The 23,915-nt window shown below is 36.7% G+C and carries 20 protein-coding genes; 9 read left to right on the forward strand and 11 right to left on the reverse strand.

Annotation, left to right across the window (positions count from 1 at the left end; translation table 11 throughout):
• Positions 1 to 607 precede the first annotated feature (607 nt).
• The 5 genes from ACFIK0_RS00420 to ACFIK0_RS00440 all read right to left on the reverse strand — a co-directional run bounded on the left by ACFIK0_RS00420 (position 608) and on the right by ACFIK0_RS00440 (position 7,859).
• The gene (locus ACFIK0_RS00420; protein WP_273790236.1) at positions 608 to 1,522 is read right to left on the reverse strand and encodes a DMT family transporter; all 915 of its coding nucleotides are present in this window, start codon (positions 1,520 to 1,522) and stop codon (positions 608 to 610) included.
• A gap of 32 nt (positions 1,523 to 1,554) precedes the next feature.
• Positions 1,555 to 2,460 (reverse strand): acetylglutamate kinase, encoded by a 906-nt coding sequence (argB, locus tag ACFIK0_RS00425; protein WP_273790235.1) that lies wholly within the window; start codon positions 2,458 to 2,460, stop codon positions 1,555 to 1,557.
• A 1,709-nt stretch (positions 2,461 to 4,169) separates the two neighbouring features.
• Positions 4,170 to 5,312: a molecular chaperone DnaJ gene (gene dnaJ / locus ACFIK0_RS00430; RefSeq protein WP_273790234.1), complete on the reverse strand. Its 1,143-nt coding sequence runs from the start codon at positions 5,310 to 5,312 to the stop codon at positions 4,170 to 4,172.
• A gap of 158 nt (positions 5,313 to 5,470) precedes the next feature.
• Complete coding sequence (gene dnaK, locus ACFIK0_RS00435; protein WP_273790233.1) at positions 5,471 to 7,363, reverse strand: molecular chaperone DnaK; 1,893 nt, start codon at positions 7,361 to 7,363, stop codon at positions 5,471 to 5,473.
• A 319-nt stretch (positions 7,364 to 7,682) separates the two neighbouring features.
• The gene (locus tag ACFIK0_RS00440; protein ID WP_375663324.1) at positions 7,683 to 7,859 is read right to left on the reverse strand and encodes a hypothetical protein; all 177 of its coding nucleotides are present in this window, start codon (positions 7,857 to 7,859) and stop codon (positions 7,683 to 7,685) included.
• A 471-nt stretch (positions 7,860 to 8,330) separates the two neighbouring features.
• Between ACFIK0_RS00440 and ACFIK0_RS00445 the strand changes: the two genes are divergently transcribed.
• Positions 8,331 to 8,885, forward strand: coding sequence for a copper chaperone PCu(A)C (locus ACFIK0_RS00445; RefSeq protein WP_273790231.1), 555 nt, complete (start codon positions 8,331 to 8,333; stop codon positions 8,883 to 8,885).
• Positions 8,886 to 9,005: 120 nt separating this feature from the next.
• Here ACFIK0_RS00445 and lysM read toward each other — a convergent pair whose 3' ends face one another.
• On the reverse strand, positions 9,006 to 9,461 hold the full coding sequence (lysM, locus tag ACFIK0_RS00450) for a peptidoglycan-binding protein LysM (RefSeq protein ID WP_375630565.1): 456 nt from the start codon (positions 9,459 to 9,461) through the stop codon (positions 9,006 to 9,008).
• 386 nt (positions 9,462 to 9,847) lie between these two features.
• Between lysM and ACFIK0_RS00455 the strand changes: the two genes are divergently transcribed.
• The 6 genes from ACFIK0_RS00455 (at position 9,848) to thpR (ending at position 14,886) form a co-directional block, all read left to right on the forward strand.
• Positions 9,848 to 10,570: a response regulator transcription factor gene (locus ACFIK0_RS00455; protein WP_005774392.1), complete on the forward strand. Its 723-nt coding sequence runs from the start codon at positions 9,848 to 9,850 to the stop codon at positions 10,568 to 10,570.
• Positions 10,571 to 10,609: 39 nt separating this feature from the next.
• Positions 10,610 to 12,394, forward strand: coding sequence for a stimulus-sensing domain-containing protein (locus ACFIK0_RS00460; protein WP_375663325.1), 1,785 nt, complete (start codon positions 10,610 to 10,612; stop codon positions 12,392 to 12,394).
• 23 nt (positions 12,395 to 12,417) lie between these two features.
• Positions 12,418 to 12,882 (forward strand): HPr kinase/phosphatase C-terminal domain-containing protein, encoded by a 465-nt coding sequence (locus ACFIK0_RS00465; protein ID WP_273790228.1) that lies wholly within the window; start codon positions 12,418 to 12,420, stop codon positions 12,880 to 12,882.
• 134 nt (positions 12,883 to 13,016) lie between these two features.
• Positions 13,017 to 13,418 (forward strand): PTS sugar transporter subunit IIA, encoded by a 402-nt coding sequence (locus ACFIK0_RS00470; RefSeq protein ID WP_273790227.1) that lies wholly within the window; start codon positions 13,017 to 13,019, stop codon positions 13,416 to 13,418.
• Positions 13,419 to 13,428: 10 nt separating this feature from the next.
• Positions 13,429 to 13,722 (forward strand): HPr family phosphocarrier protein, encoded by a 294-nt coding sequence (locus ACFIK0_RS00475; protein ID WP_012754483.1) that lies wholly within the window; start codon positions 13,429 to 13,431, stop codon positions 13,720 to 13,722.
• 624 nt (positions 13,723 to 14,346) lie between these two features.
• Positions 14,347 to 14,886: an RNA 2',3'-cyclic phosphodiesterase gene (thpR, locus tag ACFIK0_RS00480; RefSeq protein WP_375637228.1), complete on the forward strand. Its 540-nt coding sequence runs from the start codon at positions 14,347 to 14,349 to the stop codon at positions 14,884 to 14,886.
• A gap of 108 nt (positions 14,887 to 14,994) precedes the next feature.
• Here thpR and grpE read toward each other — a convergent pair whose 3' ends face one another.
• Positions 14,995 to 15,657 carry a nucleotide exchange factor GrpE gene (gene grpE, locus ACFIK0_RS00485; protein WP_375611384.1) on the reverse strand — a complete coding sequence of 221 codons (663 nt, stop codon included), beginning with the start codon at positions 15,655 to 15,657 and terminating at the stop codon, positions 14,995 to 14,997.
• A 124-nt stretch (positions 15,658 to 15,781) separates the two neighbouring features.
• Complete coding sequence (gene hrcA / locus ACFIK0_RS00490) at positions 15,782 to 16,852, reverse strand: heat-inducible transcriptional repressor HrcA (RefSeq protein ID WP_273790224.1); 1,071 nt, start codon at positions 16,850 to 16,852, stop codon at positions 15,782 to 15,784.
• Between the two features lie 505 nt (positions 16,853 to 17,357).
• Here hrcA and rdgB point away from each other — a divergent pair.
• A complete protein-coding gene (gene rdgB / locus ACFIK0_RS00495; RefSeq protein ID WP_273790223.1) occupies positions 17,358 to 18,005 on the forward strand; it encodes an RdgB/HAM1 family non-canonical purine NTP pyrophosphatase in 648 nt (215 codons plus the stop codon).
• Positions 18,002 to 19,201, forward strand: coding sequence for a radical SAM family heme chaperone HemW (hemW, locus tag ACFIK0_RS00500; RefSeq protein ID WP_375643001.1), 1,200 nt, complete (start codon positions 18,002 to 18,004; stop codon positions 19,199 to 19,201). Before rdgB ends, hemW begins: the two co-directional genes overlap by 4 nt.
• 1,598 nt (positions 19,202 to 20,799) lie before the next feature.
• Here the strand turns inward: hemW and dapE are convergent.
• The 3 genes from dapE to ACFIK0_RS00515 form a co-directional block, all read right to left on the reverse strand.
• Positions 20,800 to 21,972, reverse strand: coding sequence for a succinyl-diaminopimelate desuccinylase (gene dapE / locus ACFIK0_RS00505; protein WP_375660468.1), 1,173 nt, complete (start codon positions 21,970 to 21,972; stop codon positions 20,800 to 20,802).
• Positions 21,973 to 22,194: 222 nt separating this feature from the next.
• Positions 22,195 to 22,941, reverse strand: a complete 747-nt coding sequence (locus ACFIK0_RS00510; protein WP_273790220.1) for a M48 family metallopeptidase — start codon at positions 22,939 to 22,941, stop codon at positions 22,195 to 22,197.
• 31 nt (positions 22,942 to 22,972) lie between these two features.
• Positions 22,973 to 23,752: an alpha/beta hydrolase gene (locus ACFIK0_RS00515; RefSeq protein ID WP_375654279.1), complete on the reverse strand. Its 780-nt coding sequence runs from the start codon at positions 23,750 to 23,752 to the stop codon at positions 22,973 to 22,975.
• Positions 23,753 to 23,915 lie beyond the last annotated feature (163 nt).

Consider the following 23,915-nt stretch of genomic DNA (forward strand, 5'->3'; position numbering starts at 1 on the left):
TTATAATGATCGTTTATTGTTTTGCGATTTAAATTAAAACTCTGAATATCGCGAGCCTCTCTCATTTTAAATGCCAAAGGCTATCATAATATTGAGAACTGATAAAGAAAATGCTAGTGCCCTTTATTTTAAGTAAAATGATGATGCTCTGTGGTTTTTCTATACTTCATGCGGACTGTCAATGAATATGATGTATATTGAGAAAATTATCTTTTAAAAAACGCTTTAATGTACAACGTTATGGGGATACTTTGGGCGTTCTATTTTGCATGAGAAGCGTAACTCTATTAAAGGACAAAAGAAATAACGTGCGACAGTGCGTAATTCTCATTATTCAAAAACATTACCGTAGATGTTTTTGAAAGTTGTTAAAGCCAAATTTAAACATGATCGTAAAGATGAGCGTTAATTTTTACCTTTATATCACCTCATGCTTTGGCTCAATAAAGGTTGTCTTCCCGTTTCAGAAGTTAGGCAAACAGATACATGCAAAAGCTGGAATAACTTATAGAACTTCTTAATCATCTTAATATTAAAAAAGCTTCAAAAATGAAAACTCTACAAGCAAAAATCTCATGCAATAAAATCATAATAAAAAAATGTATAGCTAATCAATTTTTTTAATTGCTTTATTTTTTTTACGCCATTGTGAAGGTTGTAATTCAGCCACAATTATCCCAATCAGAATAAGCAAACCGCCCAATAAAGCTAAGGGAGATAAATGTTCGCCAGCCAAACGCCCAACAATACCAGCCCATACCGGTTCACCTGCGTAAATGAGTGTCGCACGCGTAGGGGAAATAGACTTTTGTGCCCAATTCATAGCTAATTGAATGATGGCACTCATTAATGCCAATCCTATACCAATATTAAACCACACCCACGAAAATTCAGGGATGCTTTCACCCATCAAAGGCATACAAGCAAATGAAAAAAAACCACTAAAAAATAACTGAATAATGGTTACACGCCGACTATCAACCTTGTTCGCAAAAATTCCGATGAGTATGACTTCTCCAGCAATCGCTAAAGCGCCTAACAAAGTTAAAATTTCGCCTTTTGAAAAATCAAAATTTCCCGGCTTTTGTCCTGAAATAAATACAAGCCCAATAAAAGCGAAAATAATACCAATCCAACAAGCTAAACGGGGAGGTTTTTTAAAAACAATCCATTGCAAGATTGGAACCATCGGTACATAAAGCGCTGTGATAAAAGCTGACTGACTACTAATAATTGTTTGAAGTCCAGCTGCTTGAAAAGCATAACCAAAAAACATGGCTAAACCTATCGCCATCCCAGCGAAAACTTCATAAACAGTTATACCTTTTATAGAGCGCCAAAAAATTACCCCACATATAAGAGATGCAACAATAAAACGAAATCCAACAAAAAACAGAGGACCACTATAGCGTACCGCAATGTGAATGACTAAAAATGTAACGCCCCACAATATTGTCGCAGTAAATATTGCCAATTCTGGCTTACTTAATAAAGGATATTTAAACTGTTTTAGATTCACCATGAAAAACTTTCTCTTCCAATTTTCCCCACAATTTATGAAACAATAAGCGTTCCAACTCCCTGTTCGGTAAACAGCTCTAGTAAAACAGAATGAGGAGTTTTACCATTTAAAATGACAACACCTTCCACGCCATTTTGAAGGGCTTTTATACAAGTCTCTACTTTTGGAATCATGCCTCCTGAAATTGTCCCATTTTTAATAAATTTCTCAGCTTCAGAAACTGTCAATTCTTTTAAAAGTTTACCCTGGTTATCCAAAACACCAGGAACATCAGTGAGAAATAAAAGGCGTTTAGCCTCTAATGCACCAGCAATAGCTCCAGCAAAAATATCAGCATTAATATTATAAGTTTTACCATCGCGTCCTGGAGCCACAGGAGCAAGAACCGGTATCATTTCAGAACATGCTAAAAGATCTAGCAATGTGCGGTCAACTTCAACAGGCTCACCAACAAACCCCAAATCTAAAACACGTTCAATATGCGAATCAGGATCAATGACAGTTTTATAAGCCTTTTCGGCAAAAACCATATTGCCATCCTTGCCGCATAATCCTATTGCCCATTCTCCCTCAGCATTGATGAGAGCAACAATTTCTTTATTTATGGAACCCGCTAAAACCATTTCAACCACTTCAACGATCCGCTCATCGGTTACCCGTAATCCGTTTTCAAATCGCGATTCAATCCCCATTTTCATTAAAATTTCAGCAATTTGAGGCCCACCACCATGAACAACAACAGGATTAATCCCCGATTGCTTTAATAGAGCAATATCACGCGCAAATGCTCGCCCCAAAGCAGGATCACCCATAGCATGGCCGCCATATTTTACCACGACCGTTTCATTTTCATATTTTTGCATATAGGGTAAAGCAGACGATAAAAATGCTGCTTGTTTTTCCAAAACATCTACATCACCGTTTTTAGCATCATCCATCAATAGAGCCTCCTCATCACTTTTTACCATCTCTTAATGAAATTTAGGAAAAGTGAAAACAATAAAACCAAACTTTACTCTATCCACCCCCCTGAAAATCGTCAATTTTCCTCTAAATTACGAAAAAGGAATAGCGAAATGAAATACAAAAACTTCCTTTAAAAATTGACAGCGAAAAATTAAACAAAATAGGCGTAAAAAAACGTCATTATTTTATGATCTTATATATAAAATTGAAAAGCAAAATTTTGAAGCTACGCTGCACATTCAACTCATTAGTTTATCCCTATGGATACTTAACAATGAATAGGAATATATACAACCATTGATTTTGTAAGATAAAAATAAAGTTTCTTATAATAATAAAATTAACATATTCCTAAGATAAGAAATCACTCAACTGCTTTATAGCTTATCCCAATAAACTATAACTTTGGTTTTAAAAATTTGACTTTTTCTCAATCATTAAACATGAGGAAATGTCGATTGAACGCTCCTCATGGAGAATCATAATAAGTTGATTTATAATAATAATTTATCTTTTTATATCGTAAAATCGAAAAAAGGCTTTGCAACATTATCCATATATTATGATAGCTCCTCAAAAGCATCTTCGTAAAAGCATTTAATTGTTTAGATTACTCTCTTCGTAAGGTTTTATAAAACTTCTCATTTTTCATGATCGGTCATTAAGTTTTTCTTTCTGCATAGCGATACATGCTTGAATTATTCAATGTTTTTTAGAATTGTTAATTCTTTTAATGTATTATTTTAATTATGTTATTTTATGAAAAAAGATTCATTTCGTAAATTTCTCTTTCCATATCACTAACAATTTCAATAATATATCGTGCTGTTTTCTAAGCATATTGTGCTATTTTTTTATTGTATTTATTTTTTCTTTTTAAAGGTAACTTCCTCTATCTTCCCACCAACTTTTTATTATGCCAATAAATTCAATTAAGTGAATTCCATCGAATCTGTTTCCCTACAAGAGAGATACATAGAATACCTCAAAACGTGTTTTGTTATGTCTTCTTTAGCATTAAACACACATTATCTCATTCCACAATTTCTTTGGAACAAAATAAACTTGATTATAGCGTTTTTTATTATCTGGAAGAAGTATTTATGACATCAGAAATACAAAACTAAATCCGCATCTAAAAAGACATGATTACGGCTAAAAGCTAAGATGAGGCATGTAAAAGCTATTCCAAATAAAATAACCCTTATTTTAAAGGAAGCAGTGATTAAAACTATGAAAAATGCCAAAAATAAAATCGGTTATAAGAAGTTGATACTTTATTTGAAATAAGATGGATTGCCTAACAGCTTATTTAGCGTTTCTTGGCAAGCTGCTACCTATTTTACAGTTTTATTATAGAGCCTTTAAAAAGAAATACAAAAAATACTGAATGCATAAAGGCAGTTATCATGACACTGGCAATATTTATTATCAATCACTCAATTGCGTTCTTATATGGATAAGCCCTTTTTAAAATGTCATAGACACTCAAAAATAAGACTTATCCATAAAACTCATGAAATATAAAAACTATCAGCAGCAGGAGTTTATCCTAAATTAGCTGTCTCTCTCTTTTCTTTTCAAGAAAAAATGCTTTTCAAAGACAATGAGATAATAGAAAACTTAATGAAAATAACTTTCCTACAGCTCTCTCTAATTATTCTGAGAACATTCACATATTTTAACCAGAAATATTTTCAAAAAATTCTTTCATACGTGAAAAAAAACCATGTGATTGCGGTGAATTTTCATGATTTGAGAGCTTTTCAAATTTTTGCAACAATTCACGTTGTTCTTGCGTTAATTTCTGCGGTGTCTCAATCGTGATATGGATGTAAAGATCACCCCTTGCTTGCTGACGGCGCAACATGGGCATACCTTTGCCTCTAAGGCGGAATTGACGTCCATTTTGTGTCCCTTCTGGAATCTTAACGCGTGCTTTAACACCATCAAGGTCGGAAACTTCAAACTCTCCTCCTAAAGCAGCTGTTACCATTGAAATAGGAACGCGACAGTGAAGATCTGCTCCTTCTCGCTGAAAAAACTCATGCGGTTTAATGGAAAGGAAAATATAAAGATCACCATTGGGGCCACCACGAATACCAGCATCACCCTCACCAGAAAGGCGAATACGCGTTCCATCTTCAATACCAGCTGGAACATTTACGCTCAATGAACGTTTTTTCTCTATGCGTCGTGTCCCCTGACATTTGGGGCATGGATCCGTAATAGTTTCACCACGTCCATGACATGAAGGACATGTTCGCTCAATAGAAAAGAAACCTTGTGCTGCACGCACACGACCAGATCCATGACATATTCCACAAACTTGCGGCTTAGAGCCCTTTCTCGCTCCTGATCCCTCACAAACATCACACGTGACGGAACTGGGAATATTAATTTCTGCAGTTTTTCCTGAAAATGCCTCTTCTAAAGTCACTTCCATATTATAACTCAAATCTGCACCACGTTCGCGACTGTCACCACGCTTACGGTGTGTCCCTCCCATAATCTCACCAAAAAAGTCTTCGAAAATATCCGCAAATCCACCACCAGCAGCAAAACCGCCAAAGGGATTTGCTCCCCCTTGACCACCGCTATTTTCAAAGGCCGCATGGCCAAATCGATCATAAGCAGCACGCTTCTGAGGATCTTTAAGAACTTCATAGGCTTCGCCAATTTCTTTGAATTTTCGCTCTGCCTCTTTATCCCCCGCGTTGCGATCAGGATGATATTGCATTGCCAACTTACGAAAAGCAGATTTCAACTTTTTATCATCACATTCGCGAGTCACGCCAAGAATTTCATAATAGTCAACCTTCATCATGTATTCCTGATAATTTTTCTGTCATCCATCTTTATGGATAATATTGCTTTTAATTTATATTTTTAGCAACAAAGTTGCAACTTATCTCAAATAATAAAGCCCAGCCTTATATTTCAAAGGCCGGGTTTATCAATTAATCAACACATATGCTGACACTATTTCTTCTTATCATTAACTTCTTCAAAATCAGCATCAACAACATCATCATTCTTTGCCTCTGTTTCAGTGTCAGCGCTCGCTGCTTGTGAGGCTTCGTACATAGCCTGTCCAAGCTTCATACTGACTTCTGCTAATTTTTGCATCTTTGTTGTTACTTCTTCCGTATCACTGCCTTCAAGCGCAGATTTCAAATCAGATATTGCTGTTTCAATCTGTCCCTTTTCTTCAGCTGATACTTTATCGCCATATTCATTGAGCGACTTTTCAGTTGAATGAATAAGAGCCTCCGCTTGATTTCTAGCTTCAACACCTTCACGGCGTTTTTTATCCTCAGCCGCGTGCTCTTCTGCATCCTTTACCATTTTTTCAATATCAGCATCACTTAAACCACCTGATGCCTGAATACGAATTTGATGCTCTTTACCTGTTCCCTTATCTTTGGCCGAAACATTAACAATACCATTCGCATCGATATCAAAAGTAACTTCAATTTGAGGTATACCACGTGGTGCTGGAGGAATACCAACAAGATCAAATTGAGCCAATAACTTATTATCACTTGCCATTTCCCGTTCACCTTGAAAAACACGAATCGTCACAGCACTCTGGTTATCATCAGCTGTCGAAAAAACTTGCGATTTTTTTGTTGGGATAGTGGTATTGCGCTCAATAAGGCGTGTAAAAACCCCACCCAAGGTCTCAATACCCAAAGATAAAGGCGTTACATCTAGCAACAACACGTCTTTGACATCGCCTTGCAATACACCTCCTTGGATGGCAGCACCCATTGCGACCACTTCATCAGGATTAACACCTTTGTGTGGATCCTTACCAAAGAAGCTCTGCACGACTTGCTGAATCTTGGGCATACGTGTCATACCACCTACTAAAACAACTTCGTCAATTTCACCAGCCTTTAATCCAGCATCTTTCAACGCAGCTTTACAAGGCTCGATGGTACGCTGCACTAAATCGTCAACGAGAGATTCAAATTTTGCCCGAGTCAATTTCATTGTTAAGTGCTTGGGACCTGATTGATCTGCCGTGATAAATGGTAAATTGATTTCTGTTTGCTGTGACGAAGAAAGCTCAATCTTTGCTTTTTCTGCCGCTTCTTTTAAGCGCTGTAAAGCTAATTTATCATTTTTCAGATCAATTCCTTGCTCTTTTTTGAATTCATCTGCAAAATAACCAACTAGGCGCATATCAAAGTCTTCACCACCTAAAAACGTATCTCCATTGGTTGATTTAACTTCAAAAACGCCATCTCCAATTTCAAGAACTGAAATATCAAATGTACCACCACCAAGATCGTAAACTGCTATTGTTTTTCCGTCTTTTTTGTCCAAACCATAAGCTAAAGCAGCAGCTGTTGGCTCATTAATAATCCGTAAAACTTCAAGTCCAGCAATTTTACCCGCGTCTTTCGTAGCTTGACGTTGCGCATCATTAAAATAAGCAGGAACCGTAATAACGGCTTGTTCAACTTTTTCACCAAGATAAGATTCTGCTGTTTCCTTCATCTTTTGCAAAATCATAGCTGAAATTTGCGACGGAGAATATTTCTTTCCCGCTTCTTCAACCCATGCATCACCATTGTCACCTTTAACAATTTTATAAGGCACAAGTGCTTTATCTTTTTCAACCATAGGGTCATCAAAACGGCGCCCTATCAAACGTTTAACTGCAAAAACTGTCCCTTCAGGATTTGTCACCGCCTGCCGTTTAGCAGGCTGCCCAACAAGACGCTCCCCCCCATCAGTAAAGGCAACAACGGAAGGTGTTGTTCGCGCTCCTTCTGAGTTTTCAATAACTTTTGCGTTTTTGCCATCCATAACAGCCACACAAGAGTTCGTTGTCCCCAAATCAATACCAATTACTTTTGCCATATTATAATCTCCATTCAGCAAGCTACCTCAACCTTCATAAAGCATCTTTTTAAGATAGCTCCTCATAACACCTAAAGCCCGTATATTGCTTCAAGCAACATAAATAATAATAAACTGCAAGTCGCAACAAGCCTTGCTGCCTCGTATATAAGAACAGGCTTTTATTGCTACAAGAGAATAATGAGAGAAACATCTCCAAAATAAAAAATTTATTTTAAAATAGGCGCTCTAATGACCCATAAATACCATATTTATGAGAGACTTGAGATTATAATATATTTTTCTTGCAATTCTCAACAAATATATCTTTCTATAAAAATTAAAAAAATAAAAGAGTGATTGCACTCTCGCTCTTGATCTTCTCATCATTGATAAAATGATACTCCCGTAAAAGCTTTTTAAAAGGCGAATAATTTATATCGCGAATATTATAAATTTTTCTTGGACTAAAATAGTCATCATATCTAATGCTCACATCTGTAAAGGTATTATCCATCGATCTCCTTTCAAAAATTCTCCTTCTAACGGTCTCATTGTTTGCGGTTATTTGAAATCTGTGCTTTAAACTCACCTAAAGCGTTTTTTCCTAACTGTATAATTTTGAACTTTGAAAATATATAAAAATGCGTCTGTATAAACGCTTTAAAATGCCAAGAGCTGTTATAATATTAAAATTGGTAAAGTGGTTGATGATTGTTCTATATTATATTTTATTAAGCAAAATAGTAGTGCATCATAGATTTTATACCATTTACAAATATTATTTATGAGATGAATACGGAAGTGTTGAGAGGTGTGTTGTCGTTGTAAACCTTACTGCCTTCCTTTAGAATCAAATAATTCTATGATTTTTATTCTCATACTCAAATCAATTTCATTTTAGTATTTCTTTCTTTTATTTTAAATAAAAGCTCTGCTAAAATAAAAAAATATTCAAAGTATGAATCTTATGAAGGAGGGTAAATCAATGATGACATCTATTATTAAGAAAATAACAAATCTCATCTTTAAGAATATAATCCATACACAATATCCATACAAAAAGGTTATCATAAATATCGTGTGTGCTCTTCTCTTTGCTGGTATAACCCTGCCAGCAGGTGCTCAGCAATATAAACTTGGCGACATAGAAATTCTCAATCCTTGGACACGAGAAACACCTAAAGGTATAAGAGTTGGTAGCGGTTATCTCTACATTATTAATCACAGTAATACCCCAGACCGTTTGGTTTCTATTTCCACAAACGGAGTAAAAACAACAGAGATACACTCTATGGCTGTCGTTAATGATATTATGAAAATGGAAAAAATGCACAATGGCATTGAAATTCCGGGAAATGGAGAAATCACGCTTAAGCCTGGCGGTGATCATATTATGTTTATGGGGCTTTCAAAACCATTCAAGTTAGGTGATAAAATTAGCGCAAAATTGACATTTGAGAAAGCAGGAACCATTGATGTTGATTTCTCTGTAAACGCTATGAAAGTACCATCACCTTCTAAATCCTCTCTTGTTCACTAAGCTCCTTTTATATAAATACACAATAAATACACACTTTATAAAATGAAGGAGCGTGAATTTTTTTACGCTCCTTTATTTTTTGTTTAATGCCATCAGTAAAAAATTATCCTCTTTGATGAATTAACTATGGTCAATTTCAGGAATACGTAAAACTTGTCCAGGATAAATTTTATCGGGAGATTTTAGCATTGGCTTATTGGCTTCAAAAATAAATGTGTTTTTATTACCTTGCCCTTTTCCATAAACCTCTTCAGCAATTTTCCAAAGATTATCATCAGATTTAACCTCATAAAAGCGAGAAGTTTTTCTAGGCGTTGTATCTATAACCTTTAATTGATCAACATCTACAGAAGAGATACCTTGTGAATTGCCAACAACCAGCAGTGCTTTTTCGAGTGTTTCCCTGTCTGGAACTTCACCGCTTAAAATAGCTTTACCGTCTTCAACTTGAATATTGACTTTTTCTGTACCGAGTTGAAAATCATCAAATGCTCTTTTAAAATCCTTTTCTTTTGGTTCATGGTCCCCAATACCTAACTTTTCCCCTACAGTTTTAATAAAATTAAAAAATCCCATTACGACCTCCTTTCGTGTAGCAGAAACAAATTTTTGTGCATATATTGCCACATTCTTTTCTTTGCTCTTAAAACACATAGGCAGATTTTCTAAACTTCAACAATCAAAACTACATCTGTTCAATTATGAGACAAATACAATAATAAACTTTGTAATAAACCTTGATAAAAAAAGCCTTTATGAAAATTTTCTCTCAAATGAAGGGATCTTAATAGACGTAGAAACATTATAAATTATGAAAGCAAAACAAGATTTTACAGTAATGACAAAAGGTTTTTTACTTTGCTACAATTTGTATCATATTTGTTTTGCAAAAAAAATATGAACTCCCATATAAATAAGTGTGGGTAATTTGCTACCACAGCAATAGAAAGGTCTAAGAAACCATGAAAGATACACCAACAATCACACAAACGATTGTACTTGTTGATGATGATCGCAATATTTTGACATCTTTATCTTTTGCGCTTGAGACAGAAGGATATCGGGTTGAAAGCTATACAGATGGAGCATCTGCACTCAAGGGTCTCACACTTCACCCTCCACACTTAGCTATTTTTGATATTAAAATGCCCCGAATGGATGGGATGGAACTTTTGCGTCGTTTGCGTCAAAAATCTGATCTTCCAGTTATTTTTCTCACCTCTAAAGATGATGAAATTGATGAATTATTTGGTCTCAAAATGGGAGCTGATGATTTTATTACTAAACCTTTCTCCCAACGTCTTCTTATTGAACGCGTGAAAGCTATTTTGCGCCGTTCTAATGCACGTAACCAACCGCTTTCTACAGGAACTTCTTCCACCTCTTCTCTCAAACGTGGAGATCTTGTGATGGATCAAGAACGCCATACCTGTACATGGAAAGATAAACCTGTTATTTTAACCGTTACGGAATTTTTGATTCTGCAAACCTTAGCACAAAGACCAGGAGTTGTAAAAAGTCGTGATGCTTTAATGGATGCTGCCTATAGTGATCAAGTCTACGTAGATGATCGCACCATTGATAGTCACATTAAACGTCTGCGTAAAAAGTTTAAACAAGTGGATGATGATTTTGCAATGATTGAAACACTTTATGGTGTAGGTTATCGTTTCCACGAAGTATAAAACTACTTTGTCGCAAAAATTTGAACGGCAATCAAATCGATGACAGACAATTCTCAACTGGAAACTTTACAAAAAACAACCGTTAATGGTACATCCTCAACGCCGTTTCTTATGTTTTCTCGTTTGCATCTTCGAATACAACGTCTCTTTAGACAATTGCTTTTTTCCAGCCTTACACGTCGCATTGTTATATTAAACATTGCTGCCCTTGCCGTTTTAGTTACAGGCATTTTATACCTTAACCAATTTCGCGATGGTTTAATTGAAGCAAAAATTAAAAGTTTATGTACCCAAGGAAAAATTATTGCTGGGGCTATTGCTGCTTCTGCAACAGTAGATACAAATTCTATCCTCATTGATCCCCAAAAACTCTTAGAGTTACAGACTGGTGAAAGCGTTACACCAGCCCCTCAATCAACCGATTCTTGGGATTTTCCTATTAACCCTGAGCAAGTTGCCCCTCTTTTACGGCGTCTCATCACACCTAAAACGACAAGAGCACGTATCTATGATCGTGATGCTACTCTCCTTCTTGATTCGCGCGTTCTTTATTCTAGTGGAGAAGTTTTTAGTTATGATTTACCCCCACTTAAAACAGAACAAAACATGTGGGATCGCCTTACTTCATGGTATTCAAGCGCATTTTATGGTAAAGGTATTGCTCTTGACAGAGAACAAATAAAAACCAGTGGTATTGCTTATCCAGAAGTGTACCGCGCATTAAACGGATCTCTTGCTACGGCAAAAAGACGCAACAGACAAGGGCAATTAATTGTTTCTGTTGCCGTTCCTGTTCAACGCTATCGCGCAGTGGTTGGAGCTCTTCTTCTTTCAACCACTGGTTCCGATATTGATAACATTGTAAAAGGCGAAAGACTGGTTATCTTTAAAGTTTTTGCCGTTGTAGGTAGCGTACTTTTGGTTCTTTCTCTCTTTTTGGCCCATACGATTGCCCATCCATTAAGTAAATTATCTGCCTCGGCTAATCGAGTGCGTAATGGCAATAATCAGCGTGTAGAAATTCCTGATTTTTCAATGCGTGAAGATGAAATTGGTCACCTTTCAACTTCTATTCGTGATATGACCAATGCCCTTTATATGCGTATTGAAGCCATTGAACGCTTTGCTGCTGATGTAAGCCACGAATTAAAAAATCCTCTCACCTCTCTACGCAGTGCTGTTGAAACGCTCCCTCTGGCTAAAAATGAAGAAGCACAAGAGAAATTGCTTGAAATTATTCAACATGATGTGCGCCGCCTTGATCGGTTGATTACAGATATTTCTGATGCATCACGGCTCGATGCAGAGCTTGCACGAGAAACCGCAGAGATTGTTGATATGACACCGCTTTTGGAAAGTCTTGTTCATGCTGTTCAGGAAGTGTATCGTAATACGCAAACCATTGATATAAGCCTTAATATTGTCCCACGTCCTCATGGAAAAGCCTATCTTGTATTGGGACACGAACTCCGTTTAGGACAAGTGATTTCAAATCTTCTTGAAAATGCGCGTTCTTTTATTCCTCGGAATCGTGGCAAAATTTGCATTACTATGAAAGGTCATGCTTCAACCCTTATTTTAACCATTGAAGATAATGGCCCAGGTATTCGTTCAGAAAATATTGAACGCATTTTTGAACGTTTTTATACAGATCGACCAAATGAAGATGCTTTTGGGCAAAACTCTGGACTTGGCCTTTCTATTAGTCGGCAAATCATCGAAGTTCATAATGGGACAATTACAGCCGAAAATATTATTGATCCTACACTTGGGAAGTGTAAAACTGGTGCACGTTTTACTATTATGCTTCCGCTTGCTAAATAAATCTTTTATCCAAAGTAAAAGACATGAAAACAAAATGTGAAATACTCCACGCAAATTGCCTTCAACTAGGCGGCAAGGGGCTGTTAATTATAGGTCCATCGGGATCAGGAAAATCAACCCTCACCCTTTCTTTGCTTGACCGCGCTGAGTGGTCAAAACGTGAAGCGAAGCTTATCAGTGATGATTATACAATGTTGCGTGCGGAAAATGGAAAGCTTCACGGATACACTCCCGATAATTTAGAGGGCGGCATCGAGATTCGTGGCGTTGGTCTTTATATGATAGAATTTGAAAAGCACACAATTATCGATTGTGTTATTTTTCTCGGTCCGGAATATGAACGTTTTTCCACAAATAAAACTTTTCAATTTGAAAATTTGCACATTCCTCTTTTAAAACTTCCCTCTCTTCGTGAAGCCGATTGTACCGCCATTTGTCAAGCTATTGAAGCATTTTTGTTTAAAAAAATATGGCAAAAATCTGTCTAATTTTTTCTAAAGATAAAAAAATCACAATTTTTGCCTTTTTTTTGCAAATTTTTCTTGGCAGCAAGATAAAGCCTTGTACAATGTCTTTCCCACCAATATGGTTGGGTCTTATTAGTTAACAGGAGTTTGCGTAAATGATTGGACTCGTGCTTGTAACGCACGGTGAGCTGGCTGTCGAATTTTTACATGCCGTGGAACATGTTGTTGGAGTACAAGAAAAGTTCGCAACAATATGCGTTTATCCCGATGACGATATAGATCAGCGCCGAGGTGATATTATAGCCGCAGTAACCGATACAGATACGGATCATGGCGTCATCATATTAACAGATGTGTTCGGTGGAACACCATCAAATATAGCTATTCCTGCTATTGAAAAAGGACGCGTTGAAATGATTGCGGGTGTTAATTTGCCCATGCTTATTAAACTGATTTCTATTCGCAAATGTCCGGATATTTCATTATCAGACGCGTTAAGAATAGCACAAGAAGCAGGGCGTAAATATATTAATGTACCAAGTATGATTAGCGGATAATAAAATACCAATGTTTTCCAAAGATACCCTCCCGTGTATAAGTCGTCATTTCAATATCTGTAATAAACGTGGGTTGCATGCACGTGCTTCTGCAAAATTTGTACAAACTGTTGACAATTTTAATGTTACTGTTGAAGTTGAAAAAGATGGAAAAATTGTTGGCGGATCATCAATTATGGGACTTATGATGCTAGCGGCTTCATCCGGTTGCAACCTCACCATTCGTGTTTCAGGACCAGAAGCAACAGATGCTCTTAATGCTCTTGAAAAGCTCATCAATAACAACTTTGGAGAGGAAAACTAGTGCTTTTTCATTATAAACAAGGATGATAATTCTTAGAAAATAGGAACTTTCCATCATTATTTTGAATTTTAATTTCTCTTCCCGCTTTTATACCAATATTCATATCCATTATGGATTGGTATAATTATCATAAATGTAAAAGCTTATAGTAATTTTGTTATGCTGGTTTTTTCTTCCTTTCCTAACATTATTTGACCAATTTGAATAGTTTTGCGTATTATGGCTATTCCCCGACTTAATCATATAATTAAATCTTTACAGAAAAGAGAACTCTTCACCTTGTATTAGAATATGCTTTATTTTAGGCTAAAGATAAATGTCAAAATAATTTCGCACATCAACAATCTATCAACTTTTCTTATTTTCTGCTAACTTTGTAGCCTTTATAATACACAAGTAATCTTCCATTGTACATCATTGTGATACAGATCATGAAAACGCAATTCTTATCAATGTCATAACCATTTTCTTAAAACGAATAAGCTTTGTACGCTCATAATTATAGTAAGCATTTTTTAGACATTCTTTTTCTATACTATTGCCTTGTTTTATGTGGTACGTGCCCCGCCCTTATTATCTATATTGCGCTTGGGATAGCATCTTTCATTATAAGGAGATAATATCATGGGTCGTCTATTTAGTGCTCTCCAGATTCCTCAACAAACAACAAAAGCCCTCGTATCATTGCAAAATGGCTTACCAAAAGCGCAATGGATCAACCCGCAAAATTTTCATGTCACCTTATCTTTTTTTGGCGAAGTTGAAAGTTCTACAGCAGATGAAATTATGCATACCTTTAACACTATAGAACTTCCTTCTTTTACGCTACAGATAAAGGGTTTTGAAGTTTTTGGTTCAGAAAATGCTCCCCATTCTCTTGTGGTTCGCATTGAACCTTGTGAAAAGCTTACTCTTTTACATGAAAAGATGCAATATATTCGGAATAAATTAGAGTTAAAGCCTGATGAAAGACTGTTTATTCCGCATATCACTCTTGCACGAATATTTGATATTAATCTTAAAGATCTTTCTTCTTATCTATCTTTTCAAGATGATTTTTTTGTCCCTCCTTTTGAAGTTGATCATTTTGTTTTATTGTTATCGGCCTCTCCCTTAAATAAGGCTCCCTATATTGTAAAAGGAAATTGGCCACTTCAAAAATAAAAGGGTGTTTGTCACACCCTTTAAAAACTCTTTGAGAAAAGACCCTATATATATATGAAACTGCAGGGAATACTGCATTTTACGATAGAGGTTTGTTATTGATGTGTTTTAAGCCGAATCAGCTTCAACAGAAGCTTCTTTTGCTCCTCCTTTAGCTACACCCACTATAGCTGGACGTAACACCCTTTCCCCGATAATATAACCTGCCTGAACCACTTGTTGAACAGTATTATCTGGAACATCAGCATTGGGAATCTCAAACATCGCTTGATGAAAGTGAGGATCAAATTTTTGCCCCTCTGGATGAATTTTTTGCACCCCATGACGTTCTAATGCTGCCATCATGGCACGTTCAGTCATTTCAACGCCTTCTGCCAATGATTTCAAACCAGCATCACTCTCCCGTGCACCTTCTGGAATAGCTTCCAAAGCACGATTGAGATTGTCAGAAACCGATAACATATCCCGTGCAAAATTAGCAATGGAATAAGCTCTTGCATCCGCCACATCTCGCATAGTACGGCGTCGAAGATTTTCCATATCTGCAACAAGACGTAAAAGCTGATCTTTCAGTTCTTTATTTTCATCCTGCAAAGACGCTAAAAGATCACTAACCTCATTGCTTTCTGTTTCAACGACTTCGTGTTCCTCTGTTTTATGTGTTTTTAAAAATTCATCGGCTGCCTGTTTAAGTGTATTACGATCAGCTGGATTTTTTAAATCACAATTTTCAAATGAAGCGTCAGTAAATTTGTTTTTTTCATCAGACATAAAAATTTTATTCCTTCATAAGATTCGTTATTCTCGATATCGAAATTCTACAGACAAAAATCAAGGGGTAGCGATGTATATAATACAATGAGCTTTTATAGTACAAATACTTACTTGCATCGTTTTAACGCAATAACTGTGACACAAGTTGAGCTGTATAATCAACCATGGGCACAATCCTTGCATAATTAAGCCGTGTAGGACCAATAACACCTAAAGCACCAATGACTCTTTGTTGTGAATCTCGATAAGGTGCTACAACTAAAGAAGAACCAGAAAGAGAAAATAATTTATTTTCTGAACCAATAAAAATTCTAACCCCAGAACCTTCATCCGTTAAATCGAGAAGCTGTGCCATACTCTCGCGCGTTTCAAGATCATCAAACAAATGGCGTAACCGTTCTAAATCTTCTTCTGCTTTCACATCTTCAAGTAAATTGCTACGCCCGCGAACAATGAGGTGTATTTTATGATCAGCATCTTCTCCTCCCCAAAGAGCTAATCCCGTTTCAACAAGATGATGTGATAAATCATCAAGTGCGGCCCTTGTTTCTGCGCATAAGCGGGCAATTTCCCCTTTAGCTTCACTCAATGTACGCCCTTGAATATGGGCATTGAGAAAATTCGTTGCTTCCGTCAATTGTGCATGGGTAACCCCTTCTGGTAAATGAACAATACGATTTTCAACTTCACCTTGTTGAGTCACCAAAACGGCAAGAGCGTGCTCCCTATCAAGGCGCACAAATTCAATATGTTTCAATGTTCCTTCTTGTTTTGTTGCTAAAACAAGCCCTGCCCCACGTGAAAGATCTGAAAGAACTCGGCTTGCTTGAACAAGAAAATGTTCAACCGATTGTGCATGACCAGCCTCTTTGACTTGCATTTCAATATTTTCTCGCTCTTCGTTTGGCAAATCACCCGCTTCCATAAATGCATCAACAAAAAAGCGTAAACCTGATTGTGTCGGCATTCGACCCGCAGAAACATGTGGTGCATAAATCAAACCGAGATGTTCAAGATCACTCATCACATTGCGAATCGTCGCAGGCGATAATGTCTGTTGTAAAAGCCGCGAAAGATTACGTGACCCTACAGGTTCACCATCATTAAGATAAGCTTCAACAATATGGCGAAAAATATCACGCGAACGTTCATCAAGATATTTTAGTTCATTATCAATAGTTTTGTGCTTCATCACAATTGTTTCACTACTTTTAAAATCCTCATCTCTTATATAAGTTTTGTCAAGGTTTGGTCAAATAGTCTAAAGTAGTATAAAAATATATTATCCTATTGAGCTGTAAAATGCTACCTTTCAGAGTGATGCTTGATAAATTACGCAGGAAATATTTTTTGTTAGAGTGTGTGAGAAATATTTAAGATAAGAGTTGATCTGTAAAGTGGTCTGCTGTAGGGACTTATCAAGAGAATCTAGATTGATTAAAAACCGCTGTAGATAGAAAATTTCACCCTTTAGAGCAAGCAGGAAATTGGAAATTTACCATAAAAATGCTATCATAAATAAAGAGATGTCTTTCATATCTTTGCAAGGTTATCTTCATACAAGATAAAAAATTTTATTGGAATAAAATATCATTAAACGTGTAAAATAATCATATCATGTAAAATGTGTGTGTATGAGCATTAAAGTCGGTTTTTAGCACAAAAATAATTCCCCTTTCATTTTTGGAGAAATCTATATGAGAAGCATAGCAGATAAAAAACTTGTCATTGCTACACATAACACCGGAAAATTGCATGAAATCACTACTTTAATTACGCCTTTCGGTTTAATAATACAATCGGCAAAAGAACTGGGCTTGCCAGAACCAAAAGAAACGGGAAAAACATTTGAAGAAAATGCTTATATTAAAGCTTTTTCAGCAGCAAAAAAAACAGGACTTCCTGCCCTATCTGATGATTCAGGCTTAGAGGTAGATGCATTGGAGGGTGCGCCAGGCGTTTATACCGCTGATTGGGCAATTCAAGCCGATGGTACACGTAATTTTCCAAAAGCTATGAAAAAAATAGAAAATGAACTCCAAAAAGTCGGAGCACGAGAAAAAAGTCAACGGAAATGCCGTTTTATATCCGTCATTTGCATTGCATGGCCTGATGCTCATGCAGATTACTTCCGTGGATGCGTTGAAGGAACGTTCATTTGGCCTCCACGGGGAGATAAAGGCTTTGGTTTTGATCCTATTTTTTTACCCGATGGATGTGAAAATACCTTTGGAGAAATGTCAACAGAGCAAAAACACAACTGGAAACGTAATGATATTCCCCCTCTTTCACATCGCGCACGTGCTTTCAAACTTTTGGCAGAAAACCTTTTAGCATTCTCATGAATGAACCTTTTGGCATTTACATTCATTGGCCCTTTTGTGCAGCTAAATGTCCTTATTGTGACTTTAATTCGCATGTTCGCATCCATGGTGTTGATCAACCACGTTTTGTCACCGCCTTTAAGCGCGAAATAGAAACGCAATACCACAAAATAGGCCCACGCCATATTACAAGTATTTTTATTGGTGGAGGAACCCCTTCCCTTATGGAGCCGCAAACTGTCGATGCCCTATTGCAAGCACTTGCAAAAAAATGGGTAGTCGATGATAAAGTTGAAATTACATTAGAAGCTAATCCATCCAGTGTGGAAGCAGAGCGCTTTCGTGGATACCGTGCGGCAGGTGTTAATCGCTTATCTCTAGGGATACAAGCGCTCAATGATAAAGCATTGCGCAAACTTGGCCGACTCCATAATGTGGAACAAGCTCTTTGTGCCATTGCTTTAGCACGGCAAATTTTTCCACGTTTATCCTTTGATCTCATTTATGCCCGCCCCGAACAAACCCTTGAACAATGGAAATCTGAACTTGTACAAGCAATTGATTTAGCAGCGGACCATCTTTCTCTTTATCAATTGACGATCGAAGAAGGAACCGCCTTTAAACGGCTTCATGATGCAGGAAGACTTATCCTTCCCCCATCAGAGCTAGCAGCAGATCTGTATCATCTTACTCAAGAAATAACGGCACTACATGGACTTCCTGCCTATGAAATCTCAAACCATGCAATGCCCGGTGCCGAATCAGCACACAATCTTCTTTATTGGCGTTATCACCAATATGCAGGCTTTGGTCCAGGAGCACATGGACGTTTCATTGAGCACGCATCGAATCATTCCTCTTTCTGTTCAAAAACATTGTCATCACACCTTGAAAACCGCGAACGTTATGTCACAATAAATGAAAAGCATCCCGAACAGTGGCTTAATTTGGTAGAAACAACAGGACATGGCTGTATTGAAACGGAACATTTAACCACTGAACAACAGGCAAATGAAATGCTCCTTATGGGATTACGCCTTTGCGAAGGCTTAGAACTTATACGCTATGAAACCTTAAGCCCTAAACGTATCCCAATGGAAAAACTGATCGATTTACAACACCAAGAATTGATAGAAATGGTGGATAACCAACGCTTAAAAGCAACAACCAAAGGACGTATTGTTCTTGATCACATCATCAGCCAACTTGCAAATTAAAGTTTTTATAACAACATACTTATTTTAATCATAATTATCATTTTCCATAGCAAGGTGAGATTAGAATATTGTGAGCTTCTCTCATTTCAAAACTATTTATAGCAAGTTAGTTATCGCCATTTGCTTACACCTTAAAAATAGAGAAGCATGTGGATAAAAACTATAAAAAAGGAGTAAAAAGGCCTCTTATGAACACTCTTAAGTGCTAAAATCTATTGCAATATTTTGAGCTAGAAAGTGTATGGTGCTCTAACTTTATTTTTCATAAACATAAAGATGGGGAGGCATTATAGATTTTATATTACAACATTCATAAGCACCGTAGTAGCACAAATGTGACAAACATTGAGAAAATTTCTCTAAAACAAATACGTGAATGCATAACACGATAATGTATTTTTTCTTTATGAAATCGTGGCACCATTAAAAGAACCATAGAAATAAGCATGAAACCATGCATCAATTTTTGATTATGTAAAAAGATCTTACTCTATTTACTTTTGAAAACCGTAAAGCCGAATAAAAAAGAAAGTAAAAAAGCACGCTGATTTTCACCTTTATACCTTTATATTTTTCCTCAATGAAATTGTATGTCTGTTTCAGAGATTATAAAAAATAGATATACGCAATACTTTTATCCTATTCTGGCATGTAAAAGCGGTTATCGCAAAAAGTACTGAACCAATATTTATTTGAGATACGCGGCTGTATGATTGGTATTGATTTATAGGTCACAGCAAAATCACGAGCTTTATTAAACAAATAATGCACTCAAATGGCAAATATACCCGATATGAATCGAGATTGCTTTGTTAGCGAGCGAAACGACGTTAATCCCATATAATCTTACTTGTATGCATAATGCTTATGAGTATCTGTACGCGTCCTTTAAGGTTATTTTATTAAAAAATTGAGAATAATACTAGGACAATCCTTGGCTCAAGAAGTCAACGTGCTGCTACAAAAAATTCTGTGTATCTTTATCATAACCAAGATTAAAGCTGATTAAATAAGCTCACCTTCTATCTCGTAATGATTTTGCAACGGAAGTTCTTGGGGACAAAAAAAGCATGGCAAAATATATGAAATAAAACAAACTTAAAGCGCTTTTCCTATAGGCTTTATTCTAAGAGAGTCTAATTGGAACAAGAAGTACCTTTTATGAGAGTGCAGAAAACATATCAAAACATGAGCTGTGAATGAGCGCATTTATGTTGTACGAACTTTTTACAATAGCAGCATGTTTTTGTGTGTCTTTATGGCTTCAACCTGTCATCACACAATGATGATATAATATTCATTGTTTTCCATATATGATTGCGTGTGACTTCCTTTCTACACTTTAAAGAACGAATATTTTCAATCCAATATGGTCTAAACAGTTCTACTTCTTCAAGCAGGTCTCTCTTGGCTTTCCAATTATGTAATTCACTTAACTAAAAACTCTACAGGCAAGAATCCCAACTTAAGAATATTCATCACTTACTCTAAAACCACTTAATATATTAAGTCTTACGAGACTCATATCACCACACCTTAAATGTCAATATCTTATAGCTCAACAAGATAAAGGTATTTTTGAACCAAAAATCTTTTCTTTATGCAAAAAATTCAATAATAAAACGCTCATAAATAGCAGTAAGAGTTTCCACTGCATCAAGGGCCACACACTCATCTACCATATGCATCGTTTGCCCTGGTAAGCCAAATTCAACCACTGGGCAATAATCCTTAATAAATCGCGCATCTGAAGTACCACCAGAAGTGGAACATTCTGGTATATTCCCTGTTACACTTTTAATAGCATTGGATAAAGTTTGAATGAGTTTATCATTTTTGGTCAAAAAAACATCTCCTAAACTTGGAATCCATTCAAGCTGATAAGAGGGATATTGGTCACCATTGTTTTTTGATTGCACCAAAGCAAGACGCTTTTCAATTTCCTTCATCAGTGTTTCTTTTGTCCAAAGATCATTGTAGCGTATATTAAAATGAACTGTTGTCTGCGCTGGGATAACATTGACCGCTAAATTACCAGTATCAATGCTTGTTAGCTCTAGATTACTGGGTTGAAAATTCTCTGTCCCTTTATCTAAAGCAGTTTGTGTCAATGCTTGAATAAGCTTACTTGCCAAAGGCAAGGGATTAGCAGCCCGCTCTGGAAAAGCAACATGACCTTGGCGACCTTTCACGGTAATGATACCAGAAATCGATCCGCGGCGACCGATTTTGATGACATCCCCAACAGTCTTTACACTTGTTGGTTCCCCCACAAGAGCCGCAGTCCATTTTTCGCCTTTTTTTTCTGCCCATTTGAGAAGTTTGACGGTACCATTAACAGCAGGTCCCTCTTCATCACCGGTAATCAAAAAACTTACCATTCCTTTAATGGATCGTTTCTCAAGAACTCGCGCTAGCGCCGCAATAAAACAAGCGATTCCGCCCTTCATATCAACAGCACCCCGCCCATATAATTTCCCCTGATCTATGACAGCTTCAAAAGGTGAATAAGTCCAATCTTCCAATGCACCTGGTGGTACGACATCTGTATGACCCGCAAACATAAGATGGGGTCCTTCATTTCCCATTTTTGCATAAAGATTTTCAACATTATCTGTATTTTTATCCGTAAAAATAGGGCGCTCGACGTGAAATCCCATTTTTTTCAAAAATTGTTCCAAAGTTGATAAAGCCCCCGCTTCATGAGGTGTAACAGAAGGACAACGGATAAGTCTCTTTAGTAGCTGAAGTGGATCTGTAAGAACAGGCATAAGGTCCCTTCCCATTTTTTATAAGTCATCGGAACTTAAGGTTATTACGCTGAATTACAAAAAAGATAAAGAAAAAACATTGAAGACACTCAGCAAACCAAGCAGGGGAGAACAATCGTGCTGAGAGCTTCAATGGCTTCCTCATTATACATGAGCAAGCACACACACAACAAAACACTCAACAAAAAGTTCCGTTAAATGTTGCCTTCATTTGAAAGTTTTTTACGCCTCTAAATTATATGAATCAAAATTAATTGCTTGCAATCTATGGGCATTTTCCTTCAACCAAGCACGGTACGTTTTACTATCAGGACATAGCTCTTCACAAAGAGCCCAAAATCTTGGTCCGTGATTCATTTCAACAAGATGAGCAACCTCATGAGCAACAACATATTCCACAACTTCTTTTGGTGCCATAACAAGGCGCCAAGAAAAAGAAAGACGCTTATCTATTGAACAAGATCCCCAACGACTTCTCGTATCTTTATAACAAATTGATTTGACTTTACGCTCTACTTTATGGGCATAATGTGCCACCAAAGGTGTTATAATAAGTGCTGCTTGTTTTTTCAAAACGTCAGCAATGCGTCTTGGGAGGTATTCTAATTGACCATAAACAATAATTTTAGGTCCTTGCTCCGCATCTGCTGTAAGGATTTCTGTTACCCCACGCCCTTCTCTATGCTTTATGGTATGGGAAACACCTAATAAAGGAATCATTGCCCCCTCTTTGAGATAAGCATTTTCATGAGAGATTTGTAAACGAGCAAGACGTGCCTCAATCCAAGATCGATGCTTTTCAATAAAACTTTGAATCGTACAGAGACTTATCGCTGGTGGTGTTGTTACACAAATCTCTTGACTGCTGGCATCAATACGTAAGGTAAGACGGCGTGCATACTTATTTTCCCGCACCCGTACAGGTACAGAGCGATCAGAAAAAATAAAATGCTGCTTAGAAATGCTCATATATTTTTATCTTCATCAATAAATGTACCCCTTATTTTGCATTAATCTGATTAATAAAAGATCTCAATACTGTTTCAAGGCAATCTAAATCTTGTGGACGAGAAAAGCGATGATCTGCATCACGAACAAGTGTCAACGTTACATCATGGAGAGGTAAATGATCAAGTAAAGTCAATGTATGCTGATAGGGAATATCTTCATCTTCCATCCCTTGTAGAATATGGACTGGACACCCAACATCAATGCATCCTTTCATAACACAATTTTCGCGCCCATCTTCAATTAATTTTTTTGTAAAGGGCATTGGCTCTGTATCATCAACAGCAGGTCGTTCAATATAGCCTTTTTCTTCCAAAATCTTCCATTCTTCTGGGCCTAATTTTGGTTCCACCAATGTTTGTGTAAAATCAGGCGCTGGAGCAATCAATATCATGCCAGCAAGCTTCTTATTTTTCTGTGCTAGCATCATAGCAAGCCTTAGTGCAATCCACCCACCCATAGAGGAACCAATCAAAATTTGTGGACCCTCACAATAGGTTTCAAAAGTCGCTAAACTTTCCTTAACCCAACGCGAAATTGTTCCTTGAAAAAAATCACCTTCAGATTCTCCATGTCCAGAATAATCAAAACGTAAACAAGACAAATCATTCTTCTGAGCAAACTGATCAACTAACGTTGCCTTACTTCCCAACATATCGGATTGATAGCCAGGAAGCCAAACCAAACCTGGAGATTGGCGCCCCTTGCGATAGCGTACTGCAAGTGTGGTGTTCTCAAACGAAAAAAACTGACAAGGAATATGTTGATCCATGATTCTTTATCCTCCATAAAACAATTTCTTTAAATTAAGAGAAAACTTTTATAATCTAAATCATTCCAAAAAGTAATAAATCAAATAATGAAAATAACACGAATTATAGTTGTTTTTAGGTGCATAATTGTATATTAAATTAACTGTAGTTGAATCAAAATTT

The sequence above is a fragment of the Bartonella sp. CL63NXGY genome, from assembly GCF_042194905.1.
In the GTDB taxonomy this organism is placed as follows: domain Bacteria; phylum Pseudomonadota; class Alphaproteobacteria; order Rhizobiales; family Rhizobiaceae; genus Bartonella.